At 62.5% G+C, this 12,174-nt stretch carries 11 protein-coding genes; 3 read left to right on the forward strand and 8 right to left on the reverse strand.

Annotation, left to right across the window (positions count from 1 at the left end):
• Positions 1–68: 68 nt before the first annotated feature.
• The 4 genes from OEZ49_RS02670 to OEZ49_RS02685 are packed head-to-tail and all read right to left on the reverse strand — an operon-like array spanning position 69 to position 6,154.
• Entirely contained in the window at positions 69–653 is a 585-nt protein-coding gene (locus OEZ49_RS02670) for a Crp/Fnr family transcriptional regulator (RefSeq protein WP_263386878.1), read from the reverse strand.
• Positions 650–2,191 carry a murein biosynthesis integral membrane protein MurJ gene (gene murJ, locus OEZ49_RS02675; RefSeq protein WP_263386879.1) on the reverse strand — a complete coding sequence of 514 codons (1,542 nt, stop codon included), beginning with the start codon at positions 2,189–2,191 and terminating at the stop codon, positions 650–652. Before murJ ends, OEZ49_RS02670 begins: the two co-directional genes overlap by 4 nt.
• Positions 2,188–5,019, reverse strand: a complete 2,832-nt coding sequence (locus OEZ49_RS02680) for a [protein-PII] uridylyltransferase (protein ID WP_263386880.1) — start codon at positions 5,017–5,019, stop codon at positions 2,188–2,190. Before OEZ49_RS02680 ends, murJ begins: the two co-directional genes overlap by 4 nt.
• Positions 4,979–6,154 (reverse strand): penicillin-binding protein activator, encoded by a 1,176-nt coding sequence (locus OEZ49_RS02685; RefSeq protein WP_263386881.1) that lies wholly within the window; start codon positions 6,152–6,154, stop codon positions 4,979–4,981. The genes OEZ49_RS02680 and OEZ49_RS02685 overlap by 41 nt, the downstream gene beginning before the upstream one ends.
• A gap of 84 nt (positions 6,155–6,238) precedes the next feature.
• Between OEZ49_RS02685 and rsmI the strand changes: the two genes are divergently transcribed.
• Genes rsmI through gshB form a run of 3 tightly spaced genes read left to right on the forward strand, consistent with a single transcriptional unit; the run spans position 6,239 to position 8,465 of the window.
• A complete protein-coding gene (gene rsmI / locus OEZ49_RS02690; protein WP_263386882.1) occupies positions 6,239–7,096 on the forward strand; it encodes a 16S rRNA (cytidine(1402)-2'-O)-methyltransferase in 858 nt (285 codons plus the stop codon).
• 1 nt (position 7,097) lies between these two features.
• Positions 7,098–7,472: a YraN family protein gene (locus tag OEZ49_RS02695; RefSeq protein WP_263386883.1), complete on the forward strand. Its 375-nt coding sequence runs from the start codon at positions 7,098–7,100 to the stop codon at positions 7,470–7,472.
• A gap of 60 nt (positions 7,473–7,532) precedes the next feature.
• Positions 7,533–8,465 (forward strand): glutathione synthase, encoded by a 933-nt coding sequence (gene gshB, locus OEZ49_RS02700; protein ID WP_263386884.1) that lies wholly within the window; start codon positions 7,533–7,535, stop codon positions 8,463–8,465.
• A gap of 15 nt (positions 8,466–8,480) precedes the next feature.
• Here gshB and OEZ49_RS02705 read toward each other — a convergent pair whose 3' ends face one another.
• Genes OEZ49_RS02705 through cobU form a run of 4 tightly spaced genes read right to left on the reverse strand, consistent with a single transcriptional unit; the run spans position 8,481 to position 12,084 of the window.
• Positions 8,481–9,995, reverse strand: coding sequence for a YifB family Mg chelatase-like AAA ATPase (locus OEZ49_RS02705; RefSeq protein WP_263386885.1), 1,515 nt, complete (start codon positions 9,993–9,995; stop codon positions 8,481–8,483).
• 57 nt (positions 9,996–10,052) lie between these two features.
• The gene (locus OEZ49_RS02710) at positions 10,053–10,928 is read right to left on the reverse strand and encodes a glutathione S-transferase (protein ID WP_263386886.1); all 876 of its coding nucleotides are present in this window, start codon (positions 10,926–10,928) and stop codon (positions 10,053–10,055) included.
• A gap of 59 nt (positions 10,929–10,987) precedes the next feature.
• The gene (locus OEZ49_RS02715) at positions 10,988–11,566 is read right to left on the reverse strand and encodes a histidine phosphatase family protein (RefSeq protein ID WP_263386887.1); all 579 of its coding nucleotides are present in this window, start codon (positions 11,564–11,566) and stop codon (positions 10,988–10,990) included.
• On the reverse strand, positions 11,563–12,084 hold the full coding sequence (gene cobU / locus OEZ49_RS02720) for a bifunctional adenosylcobinamide kinase/adenosylcobinamide-phosphate guanylyltransferase (protein WP_263386888.1): 522 nt from the start codon (positions 12,082–12,084) through the stop codon (positions 11,563–11,565). Before cobU ends, OEZ49_RS02715 begins: the two co-directional genes overlap by 4 nt.
• Positions 12,085–12,174 lie beyond the last annotated feature (90 nt).

A 12,174-nucleotide genomic window follows, 5' to 3' on the forward strand; every position in this document is an offset into this window, starting at 1 on the left:
GGGTTCCTTCCTGGATGATATGGATGCCCCGGTTCTGTACGATCACGCGCCGCGTGTCGGTGACAGAGTCACCGTTCTTCTGCGGCAATCCGTTCCAATCCGGCGCGGTCCCGCAGTTTGACGCGCCCACGGCCGAGCTCGACCAGCCCCTGTCTGGCAAACTCGGCCAGTCGGCGGCTGACAAAGGCCCGGCCCGATGCAGTCTCGGCTGCCAGCGCCTCGTGCGTGGCGGCCACGGTATCTCCCTGCGCAAGCCGCAACAACGCACGGGCCAGGCGGGTGTCGAAGCCTGTCAGCGCGACGTCTTCGACAAGGTGTTCGAAATCGGCAAAGCGGCGGGCGACAGCATGCAGGATCTCTGACCGGAACGCTTCGTCTTCGGCCATTGCGCGGCGAAACTCGGCGTGGCCGATCAGGGTTCCCCGCACGCGGGATTCTGTCACGCCTTCGGCGCTGTAGCCGCGCCCTTCGGTCAGGCAGGCAAAGGTTTGCAGGCATACATCACCAGGACCCACCCGGTAGAGAACCACCTCGCGCCCGTTGACGGCGGTCAGGGTCACGCGGATCGACCCTTCGTCAAGACGTAGAAAGCCCGGGCATTCCTGTCCCGCCCGAAACAGGACTGTGCCGGGAGGGCAGTCGAGCTGGCTCATGACCGCCTCAGTGCGCGGCGGAATTCCGACAGGCGGAACGCGCCAATCAGGTGCCCGACCCCGAAATAGACAATCGCGGCAAGCAGGATAAGCGCCAGCAGTCCGAGATAGCGCCAGCCCGGCAAGGCCAGAACCCAGCCAAACGGGATAAGCACAGCATAAAGCGCCGCGCCCATGATCAGCGAGGCGGCCAGAATTCGGCCAGCCCGGCGATTGAAACGTGCATCGAAACGGGCCACATCGCCCATCCGGCGCGCCCCAGTGGCGAGGAGTGCCACCATGGCCCAGCCTGCCGCGCTGGCGGCAATCGCCGGGGCGATCCAGCCGACGATAGGGTACAGGCCAAAGGCCAGCCCGGCGTTCACCACCATGGCCACCACCGCATAGCGGAACGGGCTTTTGGTGTCTTCGCGGGCGAAGAACAGCGGTTGGTATACTTTTTGCAGCATAAAGGCAGGCAGGCCCAAACCGTAGATCGCAACCGCAATCGCGGTTGCAGCGGTGTCCTCGGGGCCAAAGGCGCCACGTTGAAACAGGACCGAGACCAGGGGAAGCGGTATCACCACTAGGGCCACCGCCGAAGGCAGGGTCAGGATCAGCGAGAACTCTCCGGCCCGCGAATACGCATCGCGCGACCCATCCTTGTCGCCCGCGCGCAGGCGCCGGGACAGGTCGGGCAGTAACACCACACCGACCGCGATACCGACCACGCCCAGCGGCAATTGGTAAAGGCGGTCAGCGGTGAACAGCCAGCTGACCGCGCTTTCGGTGCGCGAGGCCACCAATTGACCGACCACCAGGTTGATCTGCGTAACCCCCATCGCCAGAGCGGCGGGAAAGGCGACACGAACCAGCTGCCGCATCTCGGGGTCAAGGCGGGGCAGGCCGGGGCGCAGACGGATATCCGCCCGCTCGGTTGCGATCCAGACCAGCGCCAGTTGCGCCACACCCGCAGCCGGGATCACCCAGATCAGCCAGTTGATCACAGCGCCACCAAGAATTGAGCCCGCAAGCATTGCCGAACAGGCAAAAACGTTCAGCAGCACAGGTGCGGCGGCGGCGGCGGCAAAACGACCCGTCGCGTTCAGAACGCCCGAGAACAGCGCCGCGAGGGACATGAAGAGAATGTAGGGGAACACGATCTTGCCATAGCCAACGGCGAGATCGAACCGCGCATCCCCCGTAAAACCGCTCGCCGTCAGCCAGATCAGGCCGGGCATGAACACCATCGCCAATCCGACCAGCGTCAGGACAGCCGCTGTCAGCAGGTTCAGCGCCTTTTGCGCAAAAAGAACGGCGTCTTCATCCGCCTCCAGCCGTTTGGAGAACATCGGCACAAAGGCGGCGTTAAAGGCGCCCTCGGCAAAGAAGCGGCGGAAAAGGTTGGGCAGGCGAAATGCGGCGACAAAGGCGTCCATCACCGGGCCGGGGCCGATAAATGCCGCCAGCATCATTTCGCGGACAAAACCGAGAATGCGGCTGGCCAGCGTCCAGAATCCGACCGTGAAGAATCCGGACATGAGACGAATGGGCTTCATGATGCGGCCCGTTTCGCGCCTTCGGAAATCGCCTCGCGCAGTTTTTTCTCAAGTGCGCGCTGCTTGCTCTCTGAATAGTATTTCAGCCCGAACATGTCCTTGACATAGAAGGTATCGACAACCTGTTCGCCATAGGTCGCGATGACCGCATTGGCGATATAGACATTGGCCGCCGCCATCGCGCGCGCCAGATCATATAGCAGGCCGGGCCGGTCGCGGGTGTCGACCTCGATGATGGTATAGATCTCGGACCCGTCGTTGTCGAATGTGACATGGGTCGGGACGTTGAATGCCTTCTCCCGCTTCTTGATCTTGTCGCGGGATTTCAGCGCCTCGCGTGCCACCACTTCGCCCTTGAGTGTCTTGAGGATCATCTGGCGCAGTCGGGGCAGGCGATTGTCTTCGTAGGGATGCCCTTCAGCGTCCTGGATCCAGAAGGCGTCGGTTACATACCCGTCTTTGGTGGTATAGCTGCGGGCGTCGACCACGTTTGCTCCCACCAGCGCCAGCGCGCCTGCCATCCGGGAAAAGATACCTGGGTGGTCGGCCATGGCAAAGCAGGCGCGGGTCGCGTCGCGGTCAAGATCCGGCTCAAGGCGAATCTCGACGGCACCCGGATCGCCGCTTTGCTCCAGCGCGCGCAGCATTTCGGCAAATTCGACATGGGTGGACAGGTTCAGACCCTGCCAATACGGATCGTAATGGCGCCCGGTTTCTGCCTTGAGGTCCTCGCGCGGCCAATCGGCAAGCGCCTCGCGCAGCGCCTTCTTGGCCTCGTTGCCGCGGCCCTCGCGGTTGAGGTCCTCCATCCCGGTTTCCAGCGCGCGCTTGGTTTCGGCATGCAGGGCGCGCAGCAACGTGGCCTTCCAGTTGTTCCAGGTATTGGGTCCCACCCCCCGGATGTCGCAGACCGTCAGCACGGTCAGCAGATCGAGGCGTTTTACGGTCTGCACCGCCTTTGCAAAGTCGCGCACGGTGCGGGGATCCGAGATATCGCGTTTCTGCGCCATGTCGGACATCAGCAGATGATACCGCACCAGCCATTCGACGGTATCGCAGTCCGCCTTGTTGAGGCCGAGCCGTGGCGCCACCTTGCGGGCGATCTTGGCGCCCAGGATGGAGTGATCCTCGGGGCGCCCCTTTGCGATGTCATGCAGCAGTAGGGCGGTGTACAGTACCTTGCGGTTGACGCCCGCTTTCAGGATGGACGAGGCCAGCGGCAGCGCCTCGACCAATTCGCCTTTTTCGATCTGGGCCAGGTTCACGATGGTCTGAATGATGTGCTCGTCCACCGTGTAGCTGTGATACATGTTGAACTGCATCATTGCCACGATCGGCTCGAATTCTGGAATGAAAGCCGACAGAACTCCCAGTTCGTTCATCCGCCTGAGCGCACGTTCCGGATTTCCGTGCTTCAGCAGCAGATCGAGGAACAGGCGTTGCGCTTCCTTGTCGTTGCGCATGTCGTCGTCGATCAGGGCAAGGTTGGCGGTGACCAACCGCATGGCGTCGGGATGAATCAACATTCCGGTGCGCAGGCCCTCTTCGAAAAGGCGCAACAGATTGAGCTTGTCGGACAGGAAAGCCTTAGGATCGACGACGTCCAGCCGTCCGTGCACGACCTTGTATTCGGGCTTGATCTTGGGCCTGCGCCGGAAAATCCGTTCGAGGATAGGCGCGCTTTTCATGTGCTGCGCCTCGAGCTTGGTCAGAAATATCCGGGTCAGCTCGCCTACGCGTGTGGCTTCACGGAAATACTTCTGCATGAAGACTTCGACACCGCGCCGGCCTGCGCGATCCTCGTAGCCCATGCGCTCGGCGACCTCGACCTGGAGGTCAAAGGTCAACTGCTCTGTGGCCCTGCCGGTGACGATGTGTAGATGCGCCCGCACGGCCCAGAGGAAATGTTCGGCCTGCACGAAGGTCTGGTATTCCGCTGGAGTGAAAAGACCCAGAGGCACAAGTTCGGCCGTGTCCGTTACCCCGTAGACGTATTTCGAGATCCAGTAGAGCGATTGCAGATCGCGCAGCCCGCCCTTGCCTTCCTTGACATTGGGCTCGACCATATAGCGTTGCCCCTGCTTGCGGTGCCGGGCATCGCGCTCTTCTAGCTTGGCCTCGATGAACTCGCGCTCGGTATTCTTGAACAGGTCCGATTTCAGCTTCTTGTCCAGCGAATGGGCCAAGGGCCGGTGGCCAGTCAGAAATCGGTGTTCCAGCATGGCAGTGCGGATGGTGAAGTCTTCGCGTCCCAGGCGGACACAATCCGCCACGGTACGCGAGGAATGACCGACCTTCAGCCGCAGATCCCAGAGCATGTAGAGCATCGATTCGATTACGCTCTCGGCCCAGGCGGTGATCTTGTAGGGGGTCAGGAACAGCAGATCGACATCAGAATGGGGGGCCATCTCACCACGCCCGTAACCGCCTACTGCCATAACCGCGATGCGTTCGCCCTGGGTCGGGTTGGCCAAAGGATGAAGCAGGCCAGAGGCCACATACATCGCCGTCTTGACCAGCCCGTCGGTCAAGTAGGTATAGGCGCGGGTCATCGGACGCGCCGCAAAAGGTTGGGCAGCGAACGCATCTGCTATCGCTGCGCGCCCGGACTTTTGTGCCTCCCGAAGGATCGAAACCACCGCCACGCGCAAGGCGGCGTTGTCGGCGGCGTCCATCGCCGCCGCCTGGACCTGTGCGAGAACGGCCTCGGCGTCAAAAACCGAGGCCGGATCGCATACAAGATCTCCCGTCAGGTCCGGGCAGATCGGGTTGACAGCCCGGTCCGGCTCAGAGGCCGGCGCCGGAGAAGCTTTGTGGGGCAGGGTCAATCACAACCACCTGTTTGTTCTGAATCGTGGCAACGGCCAACCCCCGCTCATTAGTCCCATCCGGGCGCAGGCGGAAGATACCTCCAACACCCTGGAAACCGGCGCTTTGCGTCAGGGCGGCGCCTGTGAGAGCGTCCGCCTTTCCAGCGCCGACCAGCGCACCAATGGCTGCAATGCCGTCATAAGCGAGCCCACCGATAGGATGCGGGGATCCACCATAAGCGGCCTGATACCGCGCGTTGAATGACGCCGACTTGGACGGATCAGGCAACGTGAACCAACCGCCCTGTACCCCCGGCAATTCCAATGTCTGAGACGGAATGTCCCAGCGAGTCAGGCCGATGAATTGTTTTTCCGCAGGCGAAACGCCCGCTTCGGGCAGCAATTGCGAAAAGAGCGGCAGAGCGCCCGCGGTAGTCGCTGTGAAGAAGACCGAATCGGCGCCGGCCCCGTCAACCATTGCCTTAACCTGTGGCACGGCGGAGATGACGCCTTGCTGCGACTGTTCGAACGGAACGGATCCAGCCAGTTTCGCCCCAGTCTGGGAAATGGCGTTGATGATCGCGGCTTTTCCTACCTGACCCGCTTCGTCGTTGCTGTGCACGACGACAATGTTCCCCTTGCCTTGACGGGCCGCGAAATTGGCCAACCGGTTCGCCGTGTTGTCGAAGGTCGGTCCAAGCACAAAGACGTTCCCACCGGCAATCTTGGTGTTGTTAGAGAAGGAGAGAACGTTGATGTTTTGGTTCAGCACCGCCAGGCCGGCTGCGTTTGCAGCTTGGGCATAAACCGGGCCAAGAATGATTTTGGCGCCTTCGCTTACGGCCTGTTGAGCAACCGCTGCGGCTGTGTTGGCGTCGCCCGCCGTATCGTAGACGCGCAGGTCGATCTGCACGTTTTGCAGGTCTCCGATGGCCATTCTGGCCGCGTTCTCAAGGCTTTGGGCCAGCACGGCATCGCCGGATTGGACTGACCCACGCGGCACAAGCAATGCTACCGGAACCGGTTTGGAGGTATTGATGCTCGGTCCCCCGCTTCCAATCGTGCCGGTGTCGCATGAGGCCAGCAGCACGGCAGCCGCAACTGCCATAGCGGAACGGGCCAGTTTGCGAGCGGGGTTGAAAATGGCAAACATCTAATAAATAGCTCCCTAATCCGGCGGCGGACCGCCGCGTTGGTCGAGCCGCGATAATAAACGTCACAAAACACGGGTCCAGCGTTGAATTACCAAAAGCTCAGATTGCCCGCAGGTTTGTACTTTGTCGGAACACCGATCGGTGCCGCGCGCGACATCACGCTGAGGGCGCTGGACGTGCTGGCATCGGCCGATGTCATCGCGGCCGAGGATACACGCTCTCTCAGACATTTGCTCGACATTCACGGCGTGCCCCTCGATGGCAGGCGGGTCATTGCCTATCACGACCACTCTGGTGTCGGGGCGCGGGAGAAACTGCTGGAGGCGCTGGCCCAAGGAAGGTCGGTCGCTTATGCGTCCGAGGCCGGGATGCCACTGATCGCGGATCCGGGGTATGAGCTGAGCAAGGCCGCGTCCGAAGCGGGGTACATGGTGACATGCGCCCCGGGGCCGTCAGCGGCCCTGGCCGCGCTGACCCTGGCCGGGTTGCCGACCGATGCGTTCTTTTTTGTCGGTTTCCTGCCCAATTCCACGTCGGCGCGAAAAACACGGCTTGAGGTCCTGCGCGATGTTCCCGGGACACTGGTTTTCTACGAATCGCCCAAACGCGTGGGCGACAGTATTGCCGACATGTGCGCGGTGCTGGGGGGTGAGCGCCCGGCGGCGCTTTGCCGGGAGTTGACGAAAAAGTTCGAAGAAGTACGGCGGGGCAGCTTGGAGAGCATAGGTGTCTCGTTGGCGGATTCCCCGGTGAAAGGTGAAATCGTCCTGCTGGTGGACCGGGCGCGTTCGGATCCAGTTAAGGAAGTCGATATAGAACAGTCCTTGATTGAAGCACTGGAAAGTCATTCGGTGAAGGATGCGGCCGATCTGGTGTCGCGCATGCACGGCGTGCCGCGGCGGCCGGTCTACCAGATGGCGCTGAAGCTGGGAAAACGATGATATGACGTCTCGCACCCGTCGCGGTCTGCGCAATCACCTGACCGGCGACGCGGCGGAAACACGGATTGCGCTGGAATACGAGCGACGGGGCTGCCGCGTGGATCGCCGCCGGTGGCGCGGTCAAGGTGGAGAGATTGACCTGATCGTCCGCGCGGATCACGAATTGATCTTTGTCGAGGTCAAGCAAAGCCGCGACTTCGACAGTGCCGCGGCCAGCCTTGGGGCCCGGCAGATGATCCGGTTGCAAGAGGCGGCCGCAGAATTCCTGGCGGCAGAACCGCTGGGACAATTGACGCCCGTACGCTTCGACGTGGCGCTGGTCGACAGTATGGGCCGGTTTCAAATCCTCGAGAATGCCTTTGGTCATGATGGATGACCATTGAACCCTGCTGCCGGCTGCGCCATGTATCGGACAGCCGCTAGCGAGGGACACAACATGAAGATCGCCTTTCAGATGGACCCGATCGGGGCCGTGAACATCAACGCCGACAGCTCGTTCCGGCTGGCCGAAGAAGCGCAGGCACGGGGGCACGAACTGTTCTACTACGGTCCGGACCAGTTGGCCTATCAGGAAGGGCGGATCACCGCGCGTGGCCATGACATGACCGTGCAGCGGGTGGCGGGAAATCCGGCGGTGCTGGGACCGCTGCGCGAAGTGGATCTGGCCGATTTCGACGTGGTCTGGCTGCGTCAGGATCCGCCGTTTGACATGCACTACATCACCTCGACCCATCTGCTGGACCGGCTCAAGGGCCAGACCCTTGTGGTGAACGACCCGTTCTGGGTGCGCAACTATCCCGAAAAGCTGCTGGTTCTGAATTTCCCGCAGCTGACCCCGCCAACCGCCATTGCCCGCGATCTGGACACGATCCGTGCGTTCAAGGCCCGGCATGGCGACATCATCCTGAAACCGCTTTATGGCAACGGCGGCGCGGGCGTGTTCCGGCTGGACGAAAACGACCGCAACCTGTCGTCGCTGCACGAGCTGTTCACCGGCTTTTCGCGCGAGCCCCTGATTGTACAAAAATACCTGCCCGCCGTCCGAAAGGGCGACAAGCGGGTGATCTTGGTCGATGGCGAGGCGGTCGGCGCGATCAACCGCGTGCCTGCCGAGGGCGAGACGCGGTCGAACATGCATGTGGGCGGGCGCCCGGAGAAGATCGGGCTGACCGAGCGCGATCTGGAAATCTGCGCCACCATCGGGCCGCTTCTGCGCGAAAAAGGGCAGATCTTTGTCGGCATCGACGTCATTGGCGACTATCTGACCGAGATCAACGTGACCTCGCCCACCGGCATCCAGGAACTGGAGCGGTTCGACGGCGTCAACATCGCCGCCCGCATCTGGGAGGCGATCGAGGCCAAGCTCTGACGCTGAAGTGGTGGCTCAGGCAAGCGCCTTTGCTGCCACCCGGAAACTGAGCGCTTCGGCCACATGCGGCCGCCTTACATCTGTTTCCCCTGCAAGGTCCGCGATGGTGCGGGCCACCCGCAGGATGCGGTGATAGGCCCGCGCCGACAGGCCGAACCGATCCGCGGCCTTGAGCAGCAGGTCTCGGCCCTCGGCATCTGGCGTGGCGATTTCGTCCAGAACCTTGCCTTCGGCATCGGCGTTCTGACGCATGCCGGATTGTCCGGTGAATCGCATCGTCTGAATTTCGCGGGCGGCCGCGACCCTGGCCGCGACCTCGGCAGATCCTTCGGCGCTGGGCGGCAGGTCTAGATCGGTAAAGGCAACCGGCGGCACTTCGATGCGCAGATCGAACCGGTCCATCAGCGGGCCCGAGATGCGGCCAAGATATTCCTCGCCACAGCCCGGTGCGCGCGAACAGGCGCGTGCGGGATCGGTCAGATAACCGCATCGGCACGGGTTAGCCGCCGCCACAAGCATGAAGCGGCAGGGGTATTTAACATGCGCGTTGGCACGGGCGACCATCACCTCTCCGGTTTCAATAGGCTGTCGCAGGGTTTCCAGAACGGTCCGGGAGAACTCTGGCAACTCGTCCAGAAACAGCACCCCGTTATGCGCTAGGCTGATCTCGCCGGGTTTGGCCCCCTTGCCGCCACCGACAATGGCCGCCATCGAGGCGGTGTGATGCGGTTCGCGAAAAGGACGTGTTCGGCTTATGCCGCCTTCGTCCAGCAATCCGCACAGCGAATGGATCATCGAGGTTTCCAGCGCCTCGATCGCGGTCAGCGATGGCAGGATGCCGGGAATACGGGCCGCCAGCATGGATTTCCCGGATCCCGGCGTGCCCACCATGATCATGTGATGTCGCCCGGCTGCGGCAATCTCAAGCGCGCGTTTGGCGCGCTCCTGCCCCTTGACGTCGCGCAGGTCGCGCAGGAATGCCGGGGATTGCACTTCGCCCGGTTGCGCCGCGTCGATCGGGGCCTGTCCGGTATAGTGGCGGATGACGGCCGCAAGGGTTTCGGCCCCGATCACCTTTGCCGCATCAACCCAGGCCGCCTCGGCACTCGACCCTTTGGGGCAGAGCAGCACCCGGCCTTCCTCGGCCGCGGTCATTGCTGCGGGCAATGCGCCTGTCACCGGGATCAGGGTCCCGTCGAGCGACAGCTCTCCCAGTGCCAGCGTGCTTTCCGCCGCATCCGCCGGTACGATTTCCAAAGCGGCTAGCAGGGCCAGCGCGATGGGCAGGTCGAAATGGCTGCCCTCCTTGGGCAGGTCGGCTGGCGACAGATTGATGGTGATCCGCTTGGACGGCAGGGCAATGGCCATGCCGCTCAGCGCGCTCCGCACCCGGTCACGCGCCTCGGACACCGCCTTGTCCGGCAGGCCGACGATGGAAAACGCCGGCAAGCCGGGGGTGACGGCACATTGCACTTCGACCGGGCGGGCCTCGACTCCCTGAAAGGCGACAGTATAGGCGCGCGCGACCATTCGTTCCTGCCTTTTGGTTAACACATCGTTGCTACCGCGCGGCAGGTTTAAGAAAGGTTAACCGGCTGCGGTCATCGCGATGAATTTTGGCCAGGCACCGGGGTCGGCAACAGTCTTGTCGCGGCAGAACGGGTTGCAAAAGCCCCAGATCCGGCCGTCCATTTCCAGATAGTCGGTGACCGGCTTGCCGGAATAGGGGCAGTTGGCGTTGATCGATGGGCCGTTTGCCACTGCACGGGCCGAGCCGCTGGTGCCGACCGGCCAGGGCGAGGTCGGCAAGTCCATTGCATAGGGCATCGGATCATAATTTACGGTCGCCCCCATCGCGCGCCATTGCCGCACGCTGGTGTCGCTGAGCAGTTCCAGGCAATAGGCGCGGCTGGCCGCACTGACGGATAGGCCATAGCCCACGATCCGCGCCGCCACCGGCGCATAGAAGACATCGGCCAGAGAGTAGCGACCAAAAAGTGGACCGGTATGCGCGCCGGAGACAGATCGGGCATGTGCCCAAAGGGTTTCAATGCGCTCCAGATCCGCGCGGGTCGCCTCGGAGGGCTCGAACCCCTGGTAGATGTGCAACAACTGCATCGGACACTGACCGCGCAGCGCCGTAAAGCTCGACACCATTTCCGCGCAGAGCCAGCGCGCGGTCGCACGCTGCGCCGGGTCCGAGGGCCAGAGCCCCGCGTCCGGGTGCCGTTCGGCCAGCGTTTCGGCCATGGCAAGGCTTTGGCCGACCACGACCCCTTCGGGGGTACGCAGCGTAGGCACCTGGCGCGCGGGCGCAACCTGGGCCAGATCCTGGGCCATGATCCCGGAATAGAGCCCCACCATATGTGACCGGTAGGGGATGCCGAATTTCTCGAGCATCAGCCAACCGCGCAGCGACCAGCTGGAAAACATTCGGTCGCCCATGAAAAGATCGTATGTCATGGACCTAGGTTAGGCAGCACACTCATGTCGCGTAAAACGCTGTTTCGTGGTCCCACGCATCACACGAGATGATTGATCCGGCCGACGTGCCAACCGTCCGGTATTCGGGCAATCTCGGTGACCGACAGGTTGTCGATCCGGTGCGAAAACGCCTGTTCCGCCGTGATTGCCAAAGCGCGTTGCACCTGGGTCAGGATCATGCCGAAATGGCCCACCACGATCAGATCGGATCCGGGATGCGACGCGATCAGCGCATCGACCTCGGTGTTCACGCGGTTGCAGACCTGGTGCCAGCTTTCGCCGCCGGGCGGGAATATGTCCCCCGGCGTTTCCCAATACGCCCGGGCAAGCACCGGGTCCTCGGCGTCGATCTCGGCATAGCGGCGCAACTCCCATGCGCCAAAGTTGATTTCCCGCAGGCCGGCGCGGTGCGGCAGCCGATGCCGGTCGCCCTGGATGGCACTGGCGGTGTCGGCGGCGCGGATCAGGTCAGACGAAACAACCAGCGCGTCCTGTGGTAAATGTCCCGAGAGGCGCGCCAGCAGGTCGGTGTCGCTCAGGTCAGCGGGCAGATCGGACCAGCCGACCATCGATTTGGCATGTGTGGGTCCGTGCCGGATCAGATGCAGCCGGGTCATGGCAACTGTCCCTTGAGGACCAGAGGCAGGCCCGCCGTCACCAGCACCACAAGATTGGCCTCTGCCGCAAGCGCGATGTTGAGCCGCCCCTGTGCCTCGCGAAACTGCCGGGCCAGCGCATTGTCCGGAACGATGCCATGCCCAACCTCGTTCGTGACCATGACTAGCTGTGCCGGGCAGGTGCGGATTGCCTCGATCAGGCGGCTCTGCGCGGCCTTCAGATCGGCACCGGCCAGCATCTGGTTGCTCAACCACATCGTGGCGCAATCGAAAAGACAGATGTCGTCAGCGGACAGCGCCGACAGGGCCGGTCCGGGTTCAAGCGGCTCCTCGATGGTCTCCCACCCGGTGCCGCGTTGCACCAGATGCCGGTCCACCTTGCTGCGCATCTCCTGATCAAACACTTGTGAAGTCGCGAAATATTTCCGGGATTTCCCAGTCGCTACAACCAGTTCCTCTGCAAAGGCGGATTTGCCGGATGCCGCACCGCCAATAATCAAGGTGTATTTGGGATGCAAATTTCTTACCTTTCAGGTGATCCGCAATCCTGGGTTCTGCGTAAGGACAATACGACCGAGGTAAAAGTCAAGTTTGGCGCCGGACATTGG

The sequence above is a fragment of the Ruegeria marisflavi genome (assembly GCF_025673445.1).
Taxonomy (GTDB): Bacteria; Pseudomonadota; Alphaproteobacteria; order Rhodobacterales; family Rhodobacteraceae; genus Ruegeria_B; species Ruegeria_B marisflavi.

Excerpts from the sequence above, each read along its gene's own strand:
- OEZ49_RS02670 (WP_263386878.1), bottom strand. The coding sequence starts at position 653 with ATGAGCCAGCTCGACTGCCCTCCCGGCACAGTCCTGTTTCGGGCGGGA.
- murJ (WP_263386879.1), bottom strand. The coding sequence starts at position 2,191 with ATGAAGCCCATTCGTCTCATGTCCGGATTCTTCACGGTCGGATTCTGG.
- OEZ49_RS02685 (WP_263386881.1), bottom strand. The coding sequence starts at position 6,154 with ATGTTTGCCATTTTCAACCCCGCTCGCAAACTGGCCCGTTCCGCTATG.
- OEZ49_RS02695 (WP_263386883.1), top strand. The coding sequence starts at position 7,098 with ATGACGTCTCGCACCCGTCGCGGTCTGCGCAATCACCTGACCGGCGAC.
- gshB (WP_263386884.1), top strand. The coding sequence starts at position 7,533 with ATGAAGATCGCCTTTCAGATGGACCCGATCGGGGCCGTGAACATCAAC.
- OEZ49_RS02705 (WP_263386885.1), bottom strand. The coding sequence starts at position 9,995 with ATGGTCGCGCGCGCCTATACTGTCGCCTTTCAGGGAGTCGAGGCCCGC.
- OEZ49_RS02710 (WP_263386886.1), bottom strand. The coding sequence starts at position 10,928 with ATGACATACGATCTTTTCATGGGCGACCGAATGTTTTCCAGCTGGTCG.
- OEZ49_RS02715 (WP_263386887.1), bottom strand. The coding sequence starts at position 11,566 with ATGACCCGGCTGCATCTGATCCGGCACGGACCCACACATGCCAAATCG.